Origin of the sequence: Arthrobacter sp. NQ7 (genome assembly GCF_029581595.2) — a bacterium.
GTDB classification, from domain to species: domain Bacteria; phylum Actinomycetota; class Actinomycetes; order Actinomycetales; family Micrococcaceae; genus Arthrobacter; species Arthrobacter phenanthrenivorans_B.
In genome coordinates this window covers 48,508-69,424 of the sequence record NZ_JARFXU020000004.1, presented here as the reverse complement: position 1 = coordinate 69,424, position 20,917 = coordinate 48,508, and the positions used below count along the sequence as shown (strand labels likewise).

General features: G+C 67.1%; 18 protein-coding genes. 13 read left to right on the top strand and 5 right to left on the bottom strand.

The features are described 5' to 3' along the window. Positions 1–66: 66 nt before the first annotated feature. The gene (locus PUN71_RS06540; RefSeq protein ID WP_043454834.1) at positions 67–687 is read right to left on the bottom strand and encodes an L-threonylcarbamoyladenylate synthase; all 621 of its coding nucleotides are present in this window, start codon (positions 685–687) and stop codon (positions 67–69) included. Positions 688–787: 100 nt separating this feature from the next. Further along, positions 788–2,761 (bottom strand): amino acid transporter, encoded by a 1,974-nt coding sequence (locus PUN71_RS06535; RefSeq protein WP_277797759.1) that lies wholly within the window; start codon positions 2,759–2,761, stop codon positions 788–790. A 182-nt stretch (positions 2,762–2,943) separates the two neighbouring features. Here PUN71_RS06535 and PUN71_RS06530 point away from each other — a divergent pair, with 182 nt between their 5' ends. From PUN71_RS06530 to PUN71_RS06495, 8 genes are all read left to right on the top strand, one after another. Then, on the top strand, positions 2,944–4,938 hold the full coding sequence (locus PUN71_RS06530; RefSeq protein WP_277797758.1) for a DUF4118 domain-containing protein: 1,995 nt from the start codon (positions 2,944–2,946) through the stop codon (positions 4,936–4,938). Continuing rightward, on the top strand, positions 4,935–5,645 hold the full coding sequence (locus tag PUN71_RS06525; RefSeq protein ID WP_277797757.1) for a response regulator: 711 nt from the start codon (positions 4,935–4,937) through the stop codon (positions 5,643–5,645). The genes PUN71_RS06530 and PUN71_RS06525 overlap by 4 nt, the downstream gene beginning before the upstream one ends. 113 nt (positions 5,646–5,758) lie before the next feature. Further along, on the top strand, positions 5,759–6,190 hold the full coding sequence (locus PUN71_RS06520) for a VOC family protein (protein WP_043454831.1): 432 nt from the start codon (positions 5,759–5,761) through the stop codon (positions 6,188–6,190). Positions 6,191–6,313: 123 nt separating this feature from the next. After that, on the top strand, positions 6,314–7,000 hold the full coding sequence (locus tag PUN71_RS06515) for a hypothetical protein (RefSeq protein ID WP_277797756.1): 687 nt from the start codon (positions 6,314–6,316) through the stop codon (positions 6,998–7,000). Positions 7,001–7,022: 22 nt separating this feature from the next. Continuing rightward, positions 7,023–7,526 (top strand): HAD domain-containing protein, encoded by a 504-nt coding sequence (locus PUN71_RS06510; protein WP_277797755.1) that lies wholly within the window; start codon positions 7,023–7,025, stop codon positions 7,524–7,526. Positions 7,527–7,678: 152 nt separating this feature from the next. Then, positions 7,679–8,926, top strand: coding sequence for an inorganic phosphate transporter (locus PUN71_RS06505; RefSeq protein WP_043454828.1), 1,248 nt, complete (start codon positions 7,679–7,681; stop codon positions 8,924–8,926). Next, entirely contained in the window at positions 8,923–9,144 is a 222-nt protein-coding gene (locus PUN71_RS06500; protein ID WP_043454827.1) for a hypothetical protein, read from the top strand. The genes PUN71_RS06505 and PUN71_RS06500 overlap by 4 nt, the downstream gene beginning before the upstream one ends. A gap of 62 nt (positions 9,145–9,206) precedes the next feature. Beyond that, positions 9,207–9,767 (top strand): dihydrofolate reductase family protein, encoded by a 561-nt coding sequence (locus tag PUN71_RS06495; protein WP_277797754.1) that lies wholly within the window; start codon positions 9,207–9,209, stop codon positions 9,765–9,767. 12 nt (positions 9,768–9,779) lie between these two features. On the opposite strand, the gene PUN71_RS06490 is transcribed toward PUN71_RS06495, so the two are convergent. After that, positions 9,780–10,241: a hotdog fold thioesterase gene (locus tag PUN71_RS06490; RefSeq protein WP_277797753.1), complete on the bottom strand. Its 462-nt coding sequence runs from the start codon at positions 10,239–10,241 to the stop codon at positions 9,780–9,782. A 217-nt stretch (positions 10,242–10,458) separates the two neighbouring features. Here PUN71_RS06490 and polA point away from each other — a divergent pair, with 217 nt between their 5' ends. From polA to rpsA, 3 genes are all read left to right on the top strand, one after another. Beyond that, the gene (gene polA, locus PUN71_RS06485) at positions 10,459–13,101 is read left to right on the top strand and encodes a DNA polymerase I (RefSeq protein WP_502860241.1); all 2,643 of its coding nucleotides are present in this window, start codon (positions 10,459–10,461) and stop codon (positions 13,099–13,101) included. 78 nt (positions 13,102–13,179) lie between these two features. Continuing rightward, complete coding sequence (locus PUN71_RS06480; protein WP_277797751.1) at positions 13,180–14,478, top strand: GNAT family N-acetyltransferase; 1,299 nt, start codon at positions 13,180–13,182, stop codon at positions 14,476–14,478. Positions 14,479–14,704: 226 nt separating this feature from the next. Then, positions 14,705–16,180 carry a 30S ribosomal protein S1 gene (gene rpsA / locus PUN71_RS06475; protein WP_043454820.1) on the top strand — a complete coding sequence of 492 codons (1,476 nt, stop codon included), beginning with the start codon at positions 14,705–14,707 and terminating at the stop codon, positions 16,178–16,180. Positions 16,181–16,261: 81 nt separating this feature from the next. Here rpsA and PUN71_RS06470 read toward each other — a convergent pair whose 3' ends face one another. Both PUN71_RS06470 and PUN71_RS06465 read right to left on the bottom strand, forming a co-directional pair. After that, complete coding sequence (locus tag PUN71_RS06470) at positions 16,262–16,762, bottom strand: GNAT family N-acetyltransferase (protein ID WP_277797750.1); 501 nt, start codon at positions 16,760–16,762, stop codon at positions 16,262–16,264. Beyond that, positions 16,746–17,435 (bottom strand): IMPACT family protein, encoded by a 690-nt coding sequence (locus PUN71_RS06465; RefSeq protein WP_277797749.1) that lies wholly within the window; start codon positions 17,433–17,435, stop codon positions 16,746–16,748. Before PUN71_RS06465 ends, PUN71_RS06470 begins: the two co-directional genes overlap by 17 nt. Positions 17,436–17,496: 61 nt before the next feature. On the opposite strand from PUN71_RS06465, the gene coaE reads away from it, so the two are divergent. Beyond that, complete coding sequence (gene coaE, locus PUN71_RS06460; protein ID WP_277797748.1) at positions 17,497–18,711, top strand: dephospho-CoA kinase; 1,215 nt, start codon at positions 17,497–17,499, stop codon at positions 18,709–18,711. Between the two features lie 81 nt (positions 18,712–18,792). Then, positions 18,793–20,907: an excinuclease ABC subunit UvrB gene (uvrB, locus tag PUN71_RS06455; protein WP_043454814.1), complete on the top strand. Its 2,115-nt coding sequence runs from the start codon at positions 18,793–18,795 to the stop codon at positions 20,905–20,907. The last annotated feature ends 10 nt before the right edge of the window (positions 20,908–20,917 follow it).

Sequence of the window (20,917 nt, the reverse complement as noted above, 5' to 3'; positions counted from 1 at the left end):
CACGGACCCGCCGCCCGCCGTCGGACATTACGACGGCGGCACCTGCCAAAGTGCCCCGCGCCGGTCCTATTCGAAGCGGGACGGGTCGCCCATGCCGCGCCGGACCACCTCGGCAACGCCGCTGGAAAAATCAACCACCGTGGTGGGTTCTGCGCCGCAGTCGCCGGCGTCGATCACGGCGTCCACCTGGTGGTCCAGGCGTTCCTTGATCTCCCAGCCGACAGTCAGCGGGTCCTCCTCGTCGGGCAGCAGCAGCGTGCTGGACAGCAGCGGCTCGCCCAGTTCGGCCAGCAGTGCCTGGACCACCCGGTTGTCCGGGATGCGTACGCCAACGGTCTTCTTCTTGGGGTGGAGCAGGCGCTTGGGAACCTCGCGGGTGGCGGGCAGGATGAAGGTGTAGCTGCCCGGCGTGACGGCCTTGATGCTGCGGAAGACGTCATTGCCGATGTTCACGAACTGCCCCAACTGCGCGAAGTCCCGGCACACCAGGGTGAAATGGTGCTTGTCGTCCAGGTGCCGGATGCTCCTGATACGGTCCAGTGCCTCCCGGTTGCCCATCTGGGCCCCCAAGGCGTAGCAGGAGTCCGTGGGGTAGGCGATGAGGCCGCCGTCGCGGATGATTTTCACTGCCTGCGCGATGGCGCGGGGCTGCGGGTCATGGGGATGGACATCAAAGAATCGGGCCATCCCCCGAGCCTACGTTCCCGGGGCCCCGCTGCACCATGTTTGCGGTGCGCGGCGGTTTCAGGTGTGCGGCGGTTGGTTGTGGCCGGTGATCCCTTTCCGTTCAGCCGACGTGCACCCATGGCCTGCGCGTGACTTCAGGTTCGGCTTCGCGCAGGATCTCGCGGGTGACCGGGGCGATCTCGCCTTCGCCCAGGACCAGGAAGCGGAGCAGGTTGCTGACCGGGTTGCCCTCGGTCCAGCGGAAGTAGATGTGCGGCATCAGGCCGGTGACGTCGCGGATATGCAGCAGAACCGAGGCGATGGTGTTCGGCACCACCGGGCCCTGGACTTCCAGCACGGGAAAGCCGTGCCGGAGGACGCCACGCACCTCGAGCGCTGTCTCGAAGTCGGAGGAGTCGCCCACTGTGACTTCCAGGAACAGCGGGGTGAAGTCGGCCGGGAAGTGGCTGGCCTCCGTGGCTGAGGCCAGTTTCTGCCGGTACGCTTCGGCGGTCTGCCGGAGGGGCTCATGCGCGATGATCCCGATCGGGCCGGACACGGTGGAGGCCATGAATTCCAGCGCCTGGGTGTCCAGCCGGACGTGGGTGGCGTGCAGTTCGAAGGAGCGCAGCACCCGGGACAGCACGGAAATGGTGATGATGCCCAGGATGAAGAACCCTGCGATCCGGATACCTTCCGGCCGTTCGAAGATGTTGGCCACCGTCGTGTACATGAAGATGACTGCAATGACGCCAAAACCTGCTGCCCGCCGTTGCCTGAGCCGGCGCGCGGACAGGGTCACCGCCACCGCGGCGGATGTCATCAGCACCAGCACGCCGGTGGCGTACGCACCGCCCTGGGCATCGACGTCGGCCTTGAAAAGGATGGTGACCAGGAACCCCGTCAGGGCGAAGACCAGGACCAGGGGCCGGACGGCTTCGGCCCATGCCGGTGCCATGCCGTACCGCGGCAGATACCGCGGCACCAGGTTCAGCAGGCCCGCCATGGCCGAGGCGCCGGCGAACCACAGGATGGCGACCGTGCTCAGGTCATAGACCGTGCCGAAGCCCGGGCCAAAGTAGGAGTGGGCCAGGAAAGCCAGGGCACGGCCGTTCGCGGCCCCACCCGGCTGGAACTCCTGCTCCGGGATCAGCACCACCGTGGCGAAACTGCTGGTCACCAGGAACGTACTCATGATCAGTGCCGCCGTGGTCAGCATCCGCCGCGTCCCCTGGATGCGGCCCACGGGGCGGGCTTCGGTGTCATCGTCGCGGCCCCGGATCTGGGGCATCACGGCCACGCCGGTTTCGAAGCCGGACAGGCCAAGTGCCAGCCGGGGGAACACGAGCAGCGCCAGCGCAACGGCCATGAGCGGGTTGCCGTGGCTGGTGGTCAGCGCGTCCCACCAGTTGCTGACAGCCACTGGATGGCTGACCGCTTCCACCAGCGCCCGGGCCACCACCACGACGTTCAGTGAAAGGTACGCGACCACCAGCACGACGGCGACGCCGATGGCCTCCTTGAAGCCCCGCAGGAAGACCGCGGCCAGCAGCCCAAGCAGCACCAGGGTGACGGCGACGTTCTGGCCGTGCAGCCAGTCCGGGGCATAGGGGTTCTCAATGAGGTGGGCGGTGGCATCAGCGGCGGACAGGGTCATGGTGATCATGAAGTCCGTCGCGGCGAAGCCAAGCAGCACCAGTACCAGCAGCTTGCCGCCCCAGCGTGGCAGCAGCCGCTCGAGCATGGCGATCGACCCTTCGCCGCGGGGACTCTCGCCGGCAACACGTCGGTAGACAGGCAGGGCCCCCAGCAGTGTCACGGCCACCAGGACCAGCGTGGCCAGCGGTGAGATTGCCCCCGCCGCCAACGCCGCAATGGCCGGCTGGTAGCCCAGGGTGGAGAAGTAATCCACGCCAGTCAGGCACATCACCTGCCACCAGTGCTGTTTCCGGTGCCGCTCCGGAACCACGCCCCCGGGCCCCTGGTGGGCGCCCTTGGCATCTTGCAGCCCAAAGAGCAGCCAGTCCCGCACGGCGCTCCTGCCGTCCCGCGGGAGTGCCGAGGGATCGGCGGGGGGCCTGCTCATGGTCGTCATCGGATGCCTTCCGTTCCTGGCCGGGCACGGCGCCGCGGCACTGCCGAAAGTAGCACCGGGACCGTGGCGGAGGAGGGTGGAACAAGCGATCTTGATGCATCCTTAACGCCCTTGTGAGGCAACGCACACGGGCCGCCGCGGGCTGGCGCCACCCGCCGCGAGATGGTGGAAGAATGTGCCTCATGGCCAGGGAACGCGTCGTGATCGGACTCAATGGCAGTGCCGACGGAGACCTCCTGGTGCGCAGGGCCGCCAAGCTGCTGGAGCGGGCCGGCGGCGGCGAACTGCTGGCCATCCATGTCCACACGCCCTCAGGATCCCGCGGCGAGTCGCCGCACGCCCTCGAATCCCAGCGGCGGCAGGTCGCGGACCTTGGCGGCAGCTACCATGCCCTGTCCTCCACCGATGTTGCCGCCGCACTGATCCAATACGCCCGCGCGTCCCGGGCCACGCACATCCTCGTCGGTCAAAGCCGGCGCCGGCCGGCGCTGCTTTCCGGCGGCAGCATCGAAGCCCGGGTGGTGCGTGCGGCCGGAGATATCGACGTGCAGGTGGTGCCGCAGCCTCCGGGGTCCGGGGCCGGACGGCGGCGGACCGGACTGGGCCGGAGCAGGATCATGGCCGGGTTTGCCCTCGCCGCGGTCCTGCCGCCGGTTGTGCAGCTGCTGCTGGCTGCCTTTGACCACAGTGTTGCCACGGCGGCGCTGCTGCAACTCGCCGGTGCCGTGGCCGTGGCCTTGGTGGGAGGCCTGTGGCCGGCCATCGCCGGCGCCCTGTGGAGCAGCCTGCTGGTCAATTACTTCTCCACCCCGCCGCTGTACAACCTTGCCATCCGTGACCCTCAGGACATCATCTCGCTGGCGGTCTTCGCAGGCGTCGCGGTGGCAGTGGCGGGGGTCGTGGACCGTTCCGCGCGGCGCTCGAAGGAGGCCGCCACGGCCCGGGCCGAAGCAGCAACCCTGGCCGACCTTGCCCTGGCCGCCTCGCGGGAGGAGGACAACCTCAAGGGACTGCTGGCTGAAGCGGCCGGCGTTTTCGGCGCGTCCGGAGCCGCCGTCATCAGCCGGACCGGACCCCTCGCCATCTCCGCCGGCGGTGAAGCTGCGGCCGGGCCTGAAGTGACCGGAACTGCCCCGGACGCTGGAAAAGCTGCCGGGGGCGGACCCCACCCGGACGGGGATTGCTGGCAGCTGGTGGCGGCAGCGGGTGATATCACCCGCCTCCCGGACACCCCGGCCAATCCAATGACTATTGAGGCCCCGGACATCACGGTCGAACCGGTGGACGAGGACACGGCGCTGGTGCTCCTGGGTCCCGGCGTGCCAGCCGGGGCGCGCCGGCTCCTTGCCGCCGTCGCGGTCCACGTCAAGGCCCAGCTGGAGCGCCGCCAGCTTGCAGCAGCCAGGAACGAGATGCTTCGGCTGGCCGAAGGAAACACGATGCGGACGGCCATCCTCCGGGCAGTCTCCCATGACCTGCGCACGCCGTTGGCCGGCATCAAACTGGCTGCCGGGGGACTCCTGCAAAACGGTGTTTCCTACACCCCGGCCGAGCAGCGCGACCTGCTGGAAACCATCGATGCCTGCAGCGACCGGCTGGACCTGCTGGTGGGCAATCTCCTGGACATGTCCCGCATCACGGCGCAGTCGGTGGAACCCCTGTTGGGCCCCGTCCGCTGGGCCGGGGTGGTGGATGCCGCACTGCGGGGCCTGCCTGCCGGAGCGGTCAGCGTGGAACTCCCGGCGAACATGCCGCCGGTGGACGCGGACCCCGGCCTGTTGGAGAGAGTGGTGGCCAACGTCCTGGAGAACGCCGTGAAGTACGGAGCCGGGACCCGGGTGGTCGTGGCCGGCGGCCAGTCCGGTGGCATCCTTGACGGGCACCCCTGCGGTGAGCTGCAGATCATCGACCACGGCCCGGGCATCCCGGCCCGCAAAGTGGTGGAGATGTTCCGGCCGTTCCAGCGGCTCGACGACGTATCCCGGTCCTCGGGGGTAGGGCTGGGGCTGTCAGTCGCAAGGGGATTCATGGAGTCGATGCGCGGCACCCTCACGGCCCGGGAGACCCCAGGCGGCGGACTTACCATGGTGCTCCGCCTGCCGCTGTCCGCCGGTGTTCCGGCCGCGGCAGCCACGGCTCCCCATCCCGTCCCCGGCGCCGGCGGAATGCAGCCATGAGCGGCAATGGCGTCCAGGCTGCCGGCGGGGCCCAGACGAAGGTCCTGGTGATCGACGACGATCCGCACCTGCTCAAAGCCCTCCGGATCACGCTCACTGCCCACGGCTACGCGGTGGACACGGCGGTGGATGGCGGATCAGCCCTTGCTGCTGCCTCCCGGCAGGCTCCGGATCTGCTGGTCCTGGACCTCGGCCTGCCGGACATGGACGGAACGGAGGTGCTGCGCGACCTGCGGCGGTGGAGCGCTGCGCCCGTCCTGGTCCTCTCCGCGCGGCATGGATCCCCGGACAAGGTGGGCGCCCTCGATGCAGGTGCCGACGACTACATCACCAAGCCCTTCGGCCTCGATGAGCTGCTGGCGCGGCTGCGTGCCCTGCTGCGCAGGGTCCCGCAGCCTGAGTCGCGCTCCCTGGTCACGTCCGCCGGATTCACCGTGGACCTCGCCGCCAGGCAGGTGCTGCGCTCCGGACAACCCGTCCGCCTCACTCCGACGGAATGGAACATCCTGGAAATCCTGGTCCGCCATCCCAACCGGCTTATCTCGCAGCAGCAATTGCTCTCCGACGTCTGGGGGCCTTCCTACCAAAAGGAAGCCAACTACCTCCGCGTCTACATGGCCCAGTTGCGCAGGAAGCTGGAGGAGGATCCCGGCAACCCCCGCCACCTGCTGACGGAGGCCGGCGTCGGCTACCGTTTCGTCCCCTGAAACCCGGGATGAACAGGGGAGGCGTCCCCTACCCGGCGGCAGCAGGATAGGGCAGGATGTTGTCTGCCCAGTCCTGGCCGGCCAGTTCCGGCCCCAGTGAAGGAGATCCCGTCATGCCCACGATCCTCAATCCGTACATCAGCTTCCGGGACAATGCCCGCGAGGCAATGACCTTCTACCAGTCCGTGTTCGGCGGCGAGCTGACATTGAGCACCTTCGCCGACTTCCAGGCAAGTGACGACCCGGCGGAAGCCGGAAAGATCATGCATGGCATGCTGACCACCACCCAGGGCCTGGTGCTCATGGGCGCCGACACCCCGAACAGCATGGAATACCACCCCGGTTCATCCATCTCCATCTCCCTCAGCGGCGACGATGAAGCCGAACTGCGCGGCTACTACGGGAAGCTCAGCACCGACGGGGGAAACGTGACCGTCCCCATGGAGAAGTCGCCGTGGGGTGACGTCTTCGGCATGTGTACCGACCGCTACGGCGTCGCCTGGCTGGTCAACGTCAACTCCGCCCAGGCCGCACCGGCACAATGACACGGGAGCAATGACGCGGCAGCAGGGGCGGGTGCAACAGGCTGCCGCTGCACCCGCCCCGGGCCGCCGTCGGGCACCTGTCCCTCCCTTGAGGCCCGACCCCTGGGCTGCGAAAATTGATGGGTGAGGCCCTTGATGGAGTTCCTGTACGACAAATGGTGGATGGTGTTTCCACTGATGGCGTTGGCCGGCCGCTGGGCAGGGGGCTGGCGGCGCGCCGGTGAGCGGCGGCACCGCCGCCGGGTGGAACTGTACACGGCCAAAAACCAGGCACGCGAAGCCGACAGGGCCTCCGCCGCCGAAGTGCAGGCATTGATGGCCACCCACGACGCGACCAACCGACGGTGGCTCGAGTACGAACTCGACGTCGGCAAGCTCATCGACTTTCCCCTGATGACGGATGTCCGCGAGCCACTCACCGTGGCTTTCCTCCGGGCCAAAAGGGAAGCTGACGGCCAGCGCCCCGCCTCGCCGGCGGACCTGGGATCCTTGGCGGCACTGGACGCGTACCGGCAGGCAGTCAACAATTTCGCCGTGGCACTGGACGTTGCCGAGCGCGAAGCGAGGCGGATCAGGGACAGCAAGTTCACCGGACCGGAACGCGAACGGCTCGCCACGGCAAGGAAACTGCTGATGATCGCGGAAAACGAGGCGGCCACCCCGGCAGAACGCCAGGCAGCGTACAAGCGGGCGCGGCGGGAGCTGGATGGGCTCATTGTCCTGCCGGACGCCACCCTGGCGGCGCTTGAGGAGAAGCTCGCCCCGGAGCTGGACACGGGCCCGCGGCCACCGCAGTTCCACCAGGGCTGAAGCTCCCGGAGGGCGCAGGGCGGTGCACACGCTCTATCTGGACGTGGACGGCGTTGTCTGTCCCTTCAGCCCGGAAGGGCACACCGGCTGGGGGTCCCGCTGGCGTCGTGCCCAGGCGGGACTGCTGCCGGTTTCCTTCGCTCCTGAACTGGTGGCCGGGCTCAACTCGCTGGCCCGCACGCCCGGGCTTCGCTGTGTCTGGCTCACCTCCTGGGAGGAACTGGCCCCGCAATACCTGTGTCCCGCCGTCGGCCTGGCCGGCAGCAGCTGGCCCTACCTGGCGGCGGACGGTGCGGCCGGCGGAAGCGGCTGGTGGAAACTCCGCGCCATCCAGGACGATATCGAAGACACCGGACCGGATACCGTCGCCTGGGTGGACGACCAGCTGGGGTTCGAAGCGGAAGCGCAGCGGTGGGCGCGGTTCCTGGGCGGGCGCATCCTCACCGTTTCACCGCACCCGCGCCGCGGGATCAGCCCCGAGGAACTTGACCGGATCCGCGCTTTCCTGGCCCCGCCCGTGTTTTGACCTCATGCCCGGGACGCGTACGATCGATAAGGTTTCCCGCCGGCCCCGCCATCGCCGCAAGTCATTCCAAGCGAACAGCTGGTGAACTATGCTGTCCACGGCAGCCTGGTAAGAGAAACTGCTGAACGTCGACTCTGCAGATTGGGCAACAGGTGGATATCACCTTCATGGTGGCGCTGGTCATCGCGCTGGCACTATTTTTCGACTTCACGAACGGCTTCCACGACACCGCGAACGCCATGGCTACGCCCATCGCGACGGGTGCCATCAAGCCCAGGACCGCGGTGGCCCTGGCAGCCGTGCTGAACCTGGTGGGCGCGTTCCTTTCCACCGAGGTGGCCAAGACGGTGTCCGGCGGAATCATCCGGGAAGGCTCCGGCGGTGTCCAGATCACCCCGGACATCATCTTTGCCGGGCTGATGGGCGCCGTGCTCTGGAACATGATCACCTGGCTCAAGGGCCTGCCCTCCAGCTCGTCCCACGCGCTCTTCGGCGGCCTGATCGGCGCGGCCGTGGTCGGCGCGGGGTTCAACTCCGTGAACCTGGAGACACTGCTCCAGAAAGTCATCCTCCCGGCCGTCTTCGCGCCGCTGATCGCAGGCCTCGCCGCCTACGTCTGCACGCGCCTGGCCTATGCCCTGACCTCGCGGCATGATCCCGAGACCGGCACCAAGCTCACGCAGAAGCGCGGCGGCTTCCGCACCGGCCAGATCTTCACCTCCAGCCTCGTGGCCCTGGCGCACGGCACCAACGACGCCCAGAAGACCATGGGCATCATCACGCTGGTCCTGATCGCCGCCGGAAGCCAGGCTCCCGGCTCCGGTCCCCAGCTGTGGGTGATCACGGCCTGCGCCCTGGCGATCGCCATCGGCACCTACGCCGGCGGCTGGCGCATCATCCGCACCATGGGGTCCGGCCTCACCGAGGTCAAGCCCGCCCAGGGCTTTGCGGCGGAGACCAGCACCGCGTCCGCCATCCTTGCTTCCTCGCACCTGGGCTTCGCCCTGTCCACCACACAGGTGGCTTCCGGATCCGTGATCGGCTCCGGCATGGGCCGCCGCGGGACCACCGTCCGGTGGAACATGGTGGGGAAGATCGCGCTGGGATGGCTCTTCACCCTTCCGGCCGCCGGCGTTGTCGGAGCCCTGACGGCCCTGCTCGTCAAGACCGGCGCCGTGGGCGTGCTCATCGCCGCCATCGCGGGCAGCGCCGCGGTCCTCTTCATGTTCTTCTACTCGCGCAAGTCCTCCGTGAGCCACCAGAACGCCGTCGAGGTCGAGGAAGCCGGCCAGGCGGTCCGGTTCGCAAAGAAGAAGGCGATGGCCCGGGCACGGGCAGAGGCCAAGGCAAAAGCCAAGGCAGACGCCAAGACCAACAAGCCTAAGGAGAATCGGCGATGAAGTGGTTGGAACTCCTGACGGTCGCGGGCGCCACCCTGGTAGCCGCAGCGACGGTGGTAACCCTTTACGCGCTGGGCGTCCGCTTTACGGCCATCGCCGCTGATGCCGAGCAGACGTCTCCCGGACTCAAGCGTTCCTTCGCCTACATCTGCTTTGGCCTGTGCGGCATTGCCGTCCTCATCGGCCTGTACCTGATTATCCCGTACTTCTCCAAGTAGCGCTCCGCCGAAGCACCACCCCGGCCGTTGGCCCGGGTGGTGCTGTTGGCTACGATGGGGCCATGTCCCGCATCCAGTACTTCGTCGCTGCCTCCCTGGACGGCTTCATTGCCACGCCCACGGATGATTTGGACTGGCTCCTGCAGTTCGACGGGTTCGAAGGCGGCGAGGACAGTTACAACGGCTTCATGGCCGGCGTGGGCTGCATTGTCATGGGCGGGGAAACCTATGCGTGGCTGATGGAGCACGAACCCGGCAAATGGCCGTACGCCGGGACGCCCAGCTACGTGTTCACCCACCACGAATACCCGGCCCCCGACGGCGCCGACATCACCTTCGTCCGCGGCGACGTGGGCGAATTCATCGCCGATTTCCGGCGCTCCGCCGGCGGCAGGAACATCTGGGTGGTGGGCGGCGGCAACCTCGCCGCCCAGTTCGCCGATGCGGGCCTGCTGGACGAGGTCATCCTCTCCATGATCCCGGTGGTGCTGGGCCAGGGCAAGCGGCTGCTTCCCCTTAAAGGTCCGACGCCGCCGCTCCAGCTGGCTGCATCCCGCACCCTGGGCAGGGGCGTTGTTGAGTTGCGCTACCTTCTGCCTGCGGCAGGGGATAACGGCACCTGAGGCTGCCTGCCCCTAGGCGTTGTCCCGGAGCATGTTGGTGATCCTTGCGGTGGAAAGGCGCCGCCCCTGCGCATCCGTCATGACGATTTCGTGCGTGGCCAGTGTCCGGCCCAGATGGATCGCGGTGCACGTGCCGGTCACCGTGCCGCTGTCAATGGACCGGTGGTGTGTGGCATTAACCTCAATCCCGACGGCGTGCCGTCCGGGGCCTGCGTGCATCCCGGCCGAGAAGGACCCCAGCGTTTCGGCCAGGACCACGTGTGCGCCGCCGTGAAGGATCCCGGCCACCTGTGTGTTGCCCTCCACCGGCATGGTGGCAACGGTGCGTTCCGGGCTCATCTCCAGGAAGCGGATCCCCATTTTGACCACCAGCGCGCCCACTCCGAAGCGGCCCAGCCAGCCGTGCATGTGGTCTGGAATACCGGCAGCAGCCAGCTCGTCGGTGAAAGCGCCCGGCGTGAAATTGTCAGTCATGGCAACTAGGCTGGCACCTGTGAGTGAAACAACCAAACCGGCCCCCTTCCCGTCCCCGGCCATCGATGAGGAAGCTGCCGTGCAGCACTCATCCGCCGCCTCCGCACCTGCTGCCAAGGCCGCCGCTCCCGCTGCCGGTGGGTCCGTTTCAGCCACCGAGGCCCCCGTCATCCCCATCACCGGCCAGCCGCGCCTGCTGGTCCTTGACGGCCACTCCATGGCGTTCCGTGCCTTCTTCGCACTCCCGGCGGACAAGTTCTCCACCGCCAACGGCCAGCACACCAACGCCATCCACGGCTTCACCTCCATGCTGATCAACCTCATCAAGGAGCAGCAGCCCACCCACATCGCGGTGGCGTTCGATGTGTCGGACGAATCGACCCACCGCAAGACCGAGTACAGCGAATACAAGGGCGGCCGGAACGAAACGCCCCGTGAAATGAGCGGCCAGATCGACCTCATCGCGCAGGTCATGGAGGCCTGGGGCATCAAGACCATTAAGATGCCCGGCTACGAGGCGGACGACATCCTGGCCACGCTTGCCGCCATGGGCGAAAAAGCCGGCTTCGAGGTATTGCTGGTCTCCGGCGACCGCGACGCCTTCCAGCTCATCACGGACAACGTCTTCGTGCTGTACCCCAAAAAGGGTGTCAGCGACATCCCGCGCATGGACGCCGCCGCCATCGAAGCCAAGTACTTCGTCAGCCCGTCCCGCTACTCAGACCTCGCCGCGCTGGTGGGCGAAACGGCTGACAACCTGCCCGGCGTGCCCGGGGTCGGGCCAAAGACGGCAGCGAAATGGATCAACCAGTACGGCGGCCTTGAAGGCGTCCTGGAACACCTCGACTCCATCGGCGGCAAAGTGGGGGATGCCCTGCGCGAAAACGTCGACGCCGTCAAGCGGAACCGGCGGCTGAACCAGCTGCACACCGATCTTGACCTCCCCGTCACCCTGGAGGACCTCTACCAGCCCCGGCCCGACCAGGCTGCCATGGAAGACCTCTTCGACCAGCTCGAGTTCAAGGCCATCCGCGGGCGGCTGTTCGCCCTCTATGGCGACGCCGACACCCCCGCCGCCGAGCGTGAGAGCATCGACACCCCCGCCTACGGCACCCCTGCCACTGCAGACGAACTCGCCGCCTTCCTGGCCGCCGGTGCCGGACAGCGGTCCGCCGTCGCCGTCGACCTCGTGCCGGGCCGCATCGGCGAGGACGCTGCCGCCATTGCGATCGTCAGGGCAGACGCCGCCGTCTACATCGACCTCGCAGGCCAGGACGCCGGGACGGAGAACGTCCTGGCCGCCTGGCTGCGCGACCCCGAGTCGCCCAAGGTGATGCACGGCTTCAAGGCCGCGCTGAAGGCCTTGACCGTACGGGGCCTGGAGCTCGAGGGCGTGGTGGACGACACCTCCATCTCCGGCTACCTCATCCAGCCCGACCGGCGCACCTATGAGCTGGCCGAGCTTGCCCAGCACCACCTGAACGTCGGGATTCCGGCCTCCACGGCCAAGGCCGGGCAGCTGGAGTTGTCCTTCGACGGCGGGGATGCCGCCGCGGCCGACGCGCTGGTGCAGGCCGGCGCCGTCGTGCTGGCGCTGAGCCGCTTTTTCGAAGGCGAACTCAGGGAACGCCGCGCGGAGGAATTGCTGTCCACGCTTGAACTGCCGGTCAGCCGTGTCCTGGCGGATATGGAGCTTGCAGGCATCGCCATCGACATGGACAAGATGGACGATCAGCTTGCCGACCTCGCCCGGGTCATCGACCAGGCGCAGGAACAGGCCTTCGCCGCCATTGGCCACGAGGTCAACCTCGGTTCGCCCAAGCAGCTGCAGACCGTCCTGTTCGACGAACTCCAGCTCCCCAAGACCAAGAAGATCAAGTCCGGCTACACCACGGACGCCGCGTCCCTGAAGAACCTGCTGGAAAAGACCGGGCACGAGTTCCTGGTCCAGCTCATGGCGCACCGCGAGGCCGCGAAGCTCCGCCAGATGATCGAGTCCCTGAAGAAGTCGGTGGCGGAGGACGGCCGCATCCACACCACCTACGCCCAGAACGTGGCCGCCACCGGCCGGATCTCGTCCAACAATCCCAACCTGCAGAACATCCCCATCCGCAGCGAGGAAGGCCGCCGCGTGCGCGGGATCTTCGTTGTCAGCGATGGCTACGAATGCCTGTTGTCCGCCGACTACTCGCAGATCGAGATGCGGATCATGGCGCACCTCTCCGGTGACGAGGGCCTGATCCAGGCGTACAAGGACGGCGAGGACCTGCACCGCTTCGTCGGGTCCAACATCTTCCACGTCCCCACGGACCAGGTCACCAGCGCCATGCGCTCGAAGGTGAAGGCGATGTCCTACGGCCTGGCCTACGGGCTGACGTCCTTTGGCCTGTCCAAGCAGCTGGAAATTTCCGTGGACGAGGCCCGCACCCTCATGAAGGACTACTTCGACCGCTTCGGCGCCGTCCGCGACTACCTCCGGGGCGTGGTGGACCAGGCCAGGGTGGACGGCTACACGGCCACCATCGAGGGGCGCCGCCGCTACCTGCCGGACCTCACCAGCACCGACCGGCAGCTGCGCGAAAACGCGGAACGGATCGCGCTCAACAGCCCCATCCAGGGGTCCGCCGCGGACATCATTAAACGTGCCATGCTCGGCGTCCACGCCGAACTGCACGCGCAGGGCCTGAAATCCCGCATGCTCCTCCAGGTCCACGACGAACTCGTCCTGGAAGTCGCGGCGGGGGAGCGGGCAGCCGTGGAGAAACTGGTGACCAAGCAGATGGCAGCGGCCGCGGACCTCAGCGTTCCCCTGGAAGTCCAGATCGGCGTCGGACCCAGCTGGTACGACGCCGGCCACTGACGGCGCCCGCGGCGCCCCGGCACCAGCCGGGGCGTTTTTGCTGGTCAGGCGCCGGATTCATTGACTAGGCTCAGGTAAATGGGTGATCTGAGTGGAAACTATGAAATCCGGCGCTTCGAGCCGGCTGCCAAAGAAGATCCTGCTTACCCGCAGACCGTCGACTGGATGCGGGCCGTCGCCTTCGGGTTCCATGATGCCCGCCGCAGCGACGAACGGGTGGACAGGGGCATTGCGATGCAGCGTGCCGACGGGCGGGTGATGACCGGCGCCTACCAGGTGGGGCCAGTGGCCGACCACGCCCTCGGGGCCAACGTCCCGGTGGCAACCTTCGGCACCTTTGATAAAACACTGAACATCGGCTTTGGCCGTATGCTCGACACGCGGCTGGTCACCGCGGTGACCGTCCGGACGTCACACCGGCGCAGGGGGCTGCTGCGCCGCATGATGGCAGAGGAGCTGGGCCTCGCCCGCCGGGAAGGGCTGGCGATGGCGGCATTGACTGCATCGGAGGCCTCGATTTACAGCAGGTTCGGGTTCGGGGTGGCCACCCGGGAGCAGTCCATCAAGGTCGACACCAGCCGCCGCTTCGTCCTCAACCACCCTGCCACGGGCCGGGTGGAGGTGGCCGACCCCAAGGTCCTCCTTGACCTGGCGCCGGCCGTCTTCGAACAGCTGCACCGCCTCACGCCCGGTTCGATCGGGCGGCACGAGTTCTACCGCCAGCTCGCATCCGGATCCATCAGCCGGGCCGAGGACGAGGATCCCAAAGTCAAAGTTGCGCTGCACTACGGGCCCGACGGGTCGGTGGACGGGTACGTGTCCTATAAGTTCGCCGGCTGGGACGCCCGGCCGTACACCATGGAAGTGGTGGACCTGGTGGCCGCCACCGACCACGCGTACCTGGAACTCTGGCAGTACCTTGCTGCCATCGACCTGGTCGAGAGCGTCACGTGGGAAGAAGCCATGGTCGATGATCCGCTGCCATGGGCCCTCGAAGACTCCCGCTGCGTTGAAGCCTCCGAGCCCCGCGACATGCTCTGGCTCCGGATCCTCGATGTCCGGGAGGCCCTGGCGGCCCGGCACTACCCCTCGGACGGAAGGCTCGTGCTGGAAGTGGGTGACCCGTTGGGCTTCACGGCAGGAACGTTCGCGCTGGAGGTTAAGGGCGGCCAGGCCGCCGTCGAACGCATCGACCCGGGGGAGGGCCCGGACCTGGCCATGGATGTCTCCGCGCTGTCCTCGATCTACCTCGGCGGCGTCTGCCCGGTGACACTGGCGGCAGCCGGCAGGATTTCGGAACACGCCAAAGGCGCCGCATTCAAGGCGCAGCAGATGTTAGCTGTGGAACGGGCCACCCATTGCCTGACGCACTTCTGAGCCAACGGCCGCTTTGACCCCGGTTGCCCGCAATGACTACAATGAACGGGCGTGTACCGCGCGTGCACGCACTTGCGGCCCCCGGGGCCGCACCCAGAAAGTAATCCACAAAATCAGGATGACCCGGAGGATCCGTCGGATTCACCGCGAATCGCGCCTGCGTTCCATGACGCGGGCGCGCCGGTTTGCCTGACCGACTAACTATCCACAACGGAGCCCCTACTACATGACCATCACCTCCACCGAGAAGCCCGGTACCCCGCAGGTCGCCATCAACGACATCGGTACCGCTGAGGACTTCCTCGCAGCTGTCGACGCCACCATCAAGTACTTCAACGACGGAGATCTCGTCGAAGGTACCGTCGTCAAGGTCGACCGCGATGAAGTCCTGCTCGACATCGGTTACAAGACCGAAGGTGTCATCCCCTCCCGCGAGCTGTCCATCAAGCACGACGTTGACCCCGGAGACGTCGTCTCCGTTGGCGATCAGGTCGAAGCCCTGGTGCTCACCAAGGAAGACAAAGAAGGCCGTCTGATCCTCTCCAAGAAGCGTGCTCAGTACGAGCGTGCCTGGGGCGACATCGAGAAGGTCAAGGAAGAAGACGGTGTTGTCACCGGTACCGTCATCGAGGTTGTCAAGGGTGGTCTTATCCTCGACATCGGCCTGCGCGGCTTCCTGCCCGCATCCCTCGTCGAGATGCGCCGTGTGCGCGACCTGGCTCCGTACATCGGCCAGCAGATCGAAGCCAAGATCATCGAACTGGACAAGAACCGCAACAACGTTGTCCTGTCCCGCCGTGCATGGCTCGAGCAGACCCAGTCCGAGGTCCGCTCCACCTTCCTCAACAAGCTGGAAAAGGGCCAGGTCCGTCCCGGCGTTGTTTCCTCCATCGTCAACTTCGGTGCCTTCGTGGACCTGGGCGGCGTAGACGGCCTCGTCCACGTTTCCGAGCTGTCCTGGAAGCACATCGACCACCCGTCCGAGGTTGTCGAAGTTGGCCAGGAAGTCACCGTCGAGGTCCTCGAGGTCGACCTGGACCGCGAGCGCGTCTCCCTGTCGCTCAAGGCTACGCAGGAAGATCCGTGGCAGACCTTCGCCCGCACCCACGCCCTGGGCCAGGTTGTGCCGGGTAAGGTCACCAAGCTGGTTCCGTTCGGTGCGTTCGTCCGCGTCGAAGACGGCATCGAAGGCCTGGTCCACATCTCCGAGCTCGCCGTGCGCCACGTTGAACTGGCCGAGCAGGTTGTGTCCGTTGGCGACGAACTGTTCGTCAAGGTCATCGACATCGACCTCGAGCGCCGCCGCATCTCGCTGTCCCTCAAGCAGGCCAACGAGGGCGTCGACGCTGACAGCACCGAATTCGATCCCGCCCTGTACGGCATGGCCGCAGAGTACGACGAAGAGGGCAACTACAAGTACCCCGAGGGCTTCGACCCCGAGTCCAACGAATGGCTCGAAGGCTACGAAGCACAGCGCGCCGCTTGGGAGCAGCAGTACGCTGACGCCCAGGCACGTTGGGAAGCCCACAAGAAGCAGGTTGCCCAGCACGCTGCCGACGACGCTGCTGCCGCAACGTCCGGTGACGGCGACTCCGGTGCCACCAGCTACTCCTCTGAGCCTGCTGCCACCGACTCCGGTGCCGGCACCCTGGCTTCGGACGAGGCACTTGCTGCCCTGCGTGAGAAGCTGACCGGCAACTAATTGCCACCGGCCCGGGTAACCGGGCTCCAAGAGACCCCCTGCCACACCGGCAGGGGGTTTCTTGCCTTTAAGGCGATGCGACTAAAGGTCGACGACGGCGAGGACTGTTCCGTCGTTGTCCTGCGTCAGTGCCGCCCCGGCTGCGGCGAGCAGCCGCTGTGCGCTGCTGTTTCCGGCCAGCGTGCGGGCGGTGACGCGTTGCAGGCCGGCCCGCCGGGCTTCCGCCAGGACAAGGTCAAGGGCGGCGCCGCCGATGCCGCGGGAACGGAAACTCCGGCCAAGCCAAATCCCCGTCTCCGCCGTGGGGACCAGGGCGGCGCCGTCACGCTTGAGGCGGACGGAACCGGCGATGGACTGGCCACAGAACACCGCCCATGATTTTTCCGCTGCCGGTCCGTCCAGCCCCGCGGCGGCGGCGGAGTGGTAGCTGAAGAACCAGGCCGTACGTTCAAGGTTCCAGCCGGGGCCGCCCAGCGGGGGAGCGACCTCATCGGGGGAGGCATCGCGTTTGGCCAGCGCCAGCAACTGGTCCGCCACTTCGTGATCCACGTCCACCAGGCTGACGTCAGCCGACGGATTCATCCACCCATTCCGTTCCCCCGGCCGCGAGGGTGGCGGTGCCGGCCGTCAGCTGCTGGATCCGGTCCGCTGCAGCGGCAATCGCTGCGGCGTCGTCCGGGACGGCAATCCGCAGCACCGCGTGCCGTTCCCCGTAGCTGGTGTCCGCCATGACCGTGCCGGCAGCGCGCAGGTCGTTCTCCAGCCGCCCCGCTTCAGCGTGCGGTACCGCCATGGAACAGATCCTCAGCCTGCTCCGGCGGCCCAGGGGTGCGAGGTCAAGTGCGGTGGACACGGATTCGGAATAGGCGCGCACAAGCCCGCCAGCGCCGAGCAAAATGCCGCCGAAATAGCGCACGACGACGGCACTGACGTCGCTGAGGTCGCTCACCCCGGGTGCCGTTTCGCGCTTCAGCAGGGCCTCCAGCATCGGAGTACCGGCGGTGCCGGCGGGTTCGCCGTCGTCACTGGACCGTTGGACGGTCCGGTCCGCGCCGATGACGAATGCGGAACAGTGGTGGCGGGCATCGTGGAACTCGCGGCGCAGGCCGGCCACGAGGTCCCGGGCGGCGTCTTCCGTGCCGGCCCTGCGCAGGACCGTGATGAACCTGGAGCGCTTGACCTCGAGTTCGTGCCGGAAGTCCTTCCCCGCTGCCAGCGTGGTGTAGGCAGTTGCCCGGCTGTCGTGATCTTGCACCCGCCCAGTCTAAGTGCTTCCGGTGGGCTGGTCGCGCCCACCTGTTCAGTAGGGTGGGAGGGTGCTGAAGATCGGATTGACGGGCGGAATCGCCTCGGGAAAATCGGTGGTGGCCGGGCGGCTGAAGGAACGCGGCGCTGTGCTGGTGGACGCCGACGCCTTGGCCCGGGAGGTGGTTGAACCGGGGACTGAGGGGCTGAACCGCATCGTGGCGGAGTTCGGTCCCGGGATGCTCGACGACGACGGGCGGCTTGACCGTCCGCGGCTTGGCGGGGCGGTGTTCGGCAACCCGGAACGCCTTTCTGCGCTGAACGCGATCGTCCACCCCTTGGTGCGTGCCCGGGCCGCAGCCATCACCGCTGCAGCTGCGCCCGACGCGGTGGTGGTCCAGGACATCCCCCTCCTGGTGGAGACCGGCCAGGGCACCGCATTCCACCTTGTAGTGGTGGTGGACGCCCCTGACGATGTGCGGATGCAGCGCATGCTGGACATCCGGGGGATGACCCCGGAAGCGGCGCGTGCCCGGATGGCCGCCCAGGCCACCCGCAGGGACCGCCTGGCCGCGGCCGACGTCGTCCTGGACAACTCCGGCACGCTGCAGCACGTCCTGGACCAGGTGGACCGGCTCTGGGACGCGCGGCTGGTGCCGTTTGCCCACAACCTTGCCGCGGGGACACGCGCACCACGCCATGGCGGACCGGTGCTGGAGCCGCACCGTGAGGAGTGGGAACGGGAGGCAGCCAGGATCGCGGCGCGGCTTCTGGCGGCTGCTCCCGGCCTCATCCTGGCGGTGGACCACGTTGGCTCCACCTCCATTCCCGGCTTGGCCGCCAAGGACGTCATCGACCTGCAGGTTGCGGTGCCGGACCTTGAGGCTGCCGAAAGGCTGGCCCCGCTCCTCACTGCGGCCGGGTTCCCGCAGGTCCGGGGCGTAGGGTCGGACACGCCCAAGCCGTACGCACCCGACCCGTCCCAGTGGTTCAAGCGGTTCCACGCCAATGCGGACCCGTGCCGGGCTGTGAACGTCCATGTCCGGGCTGCAGGCTCGGCCGGGTGGCGTTATGCCCTTCTGTTCCGTGACTGGCTGCGGAGCGATCCCGCCGCGCTTCGGCTTTACCAGGCGCACAAGGTGGGCCTCGCGGCACGGTTTGCCGGTTCAGGCACCACCCGGGGCTATGCGGACGCCAAGGAACCCTGGTTCACCGATGTCGCCTGGCCGCTGATGTCGGCCTGGGCGGAGGCAGCCGGGTGGGAGCCGCCGTCGTACCCGTCCTGAACAGCACCCTGAATGCCGGACGCTGTTCGCCTGTAACGGAAGGGGCCGTCCAGTGTCGGTGCCCGGCGGTAAATTAGATCCATGAGCCTTGCGCAGGAAGTCAACCGTGTTGTAGCGCCCTTCGAAGTCATCAGCGAATTCAAGCCTGCCGGTGACCAGCCGGCTGCCATCGCGGAACTGACGGAGCGCATTAACAACGGTGAGAAGGACGTGGTGCTGCTCGGTGCCACGGGTACCGGTAAGAGCGCCACCACGGCGTGGCTCATCGAACAGGTCCAGCGCCCCACCCTGGTGATGGTGCAGAACAAGACCCTCGCCGCGCAGCTGGCCAACGAATTCCGCGAACTGCTGCCCAACAACGCGGTGGAATACTTCGTCTCCTACTACGACTACTACCAGCCCGAGGCCTACGTTCCCCAGACGGACACCTTCATCGAGAAGGACTCCTCCATCAACGAGGAAGTGGAGCGGCTCCGCCACTCCGCCACCAACGCCCTGCTGACGCGCCGCGACGTCGTGGTGGTGGCCACCGTGTCCTGCATCTACGGCCTGGGCACGCCGGAAGAATACATCGCCGGCATGGTGACGCTTCGCAAGGGCCAGGAAATGAACCGCGACCATCTGCTGCGGAAGTTCGTCTCCATGCAGTACGCGCGCAACGACATGGACTTCCACCGCGGCACGTTCCGCGTCCGCGGCGACACCGTGGAGATCATCCCCATGTACGAGGAACTGGCCCTGCGGATCGAGTTCTTCGGCGACGAGGTGGAAAACATCTACACCCTGCATCCCGTCACGGGCGAGGTGATCCGCGAGGAAACGGAAATGTACGTCTTCCCCGCCTCGCACTATGTCGCCGGGCCGGAGCGGATGAGCCGCGCCATCAAGACCATCGAGGACGAGCTCGCCGAGCGGCTGGCCGTGCTGGAAGGCCAGAACAAGCTGGTGGAGGCGCAGCGGCTGCGCATGCGCACCACCTATGACCTGGAAATGATGCAGCAGATGGGGTTCTGCAACGGCATCGAAAACTACTCGCGGCACATCGACGGCCGTCCCGGCGGGTCCGCGCCGCACTGCCTCCTGGACTACTTCCCGGACGACTTCCTGCTGGTGGTGGACGAATCCCATGTCACCATCCCGCAGATCGGTGCCATGTACGAAGGGGACATGTCCCGCAAGCGGACCCTGGTGGACCACGGCTTCCGGCTGCCGTCAGCCATGGACAACCGGCCGCTGAAGTGGGACGAGTTCCTGGAACGGATCGGCCAGACCGTCTATCTGTCCGCCACCCCGGGCAAGTACGAACTCGGCAAGGCCGACGGTTTCGTCCAGCAGATCATCCGCCCCACCGGCCTGATCGACCCCGAAGTGATCGTCAAACCCACCAAGGGGCAGATCGACGACCTCCTGGGGGAGATCCGCACCCGCGTGGAAAAGGACGAGCGCGTCCTCGTCACCACCCTGACAAAGCGCATGGCGGAGGACCTGACGGACTACCTCCTGGGCCACGGGATCAAGGTGGAGTACCTGCACTCGGACGTGGACACGCTGCGGCGCGTCGAGCTGCTCCGGGAACTCCGGCTGGGCAGCTTCGATGTGCTGGTGGGCATCAACCTGCTCCGCGAAGGCCTGGACCTTCCCGAGGTCTCGCTGGTGAGCATCCTGGATGCGGACAAGGAAGGCTTCCTTCGGTCCTCCACGTCACTGATCCAGACCATTGGCCGTGCCGCCCGCAACGTCTCCGGCCAGGTGCACATGTACGCGGACCGGATCACCGACTCCATGGCCAACGCCATCGATGAAACCAACCGGCGCCGGGCCATCCAGGTTGCCTACAACAAGGAACACGGCGTGGATCCGCAGCCGCTGCGCAAGAAGATCGCGGACATCACCGACCAGTTGGCCCGCGAGGACGCGGACACCAATGCATTGCTGGGCAGCTTCGACTACGGCAAGGGCAAGCGCGGAATCACCGGGGCAAACAAGGCCGGGGCCAAGAAGGGCGCCGCCCAGGTCCGTTCGGACGGGCTGGCCGCCGCGCCGGCTGAGGACCTGGTGGGCCTGATCGAACAACTGACGGAGCAAATGCACGGCGCAGCCGCGGAACTGCAGTTCGAGGTGGCTGCCCGGATCCGCGACGAAGTCAGCGAACTGAAGAAGGAACTGCGGCAGATGCAGGCGGCAGGCCACGCCTGACAGGGGACGC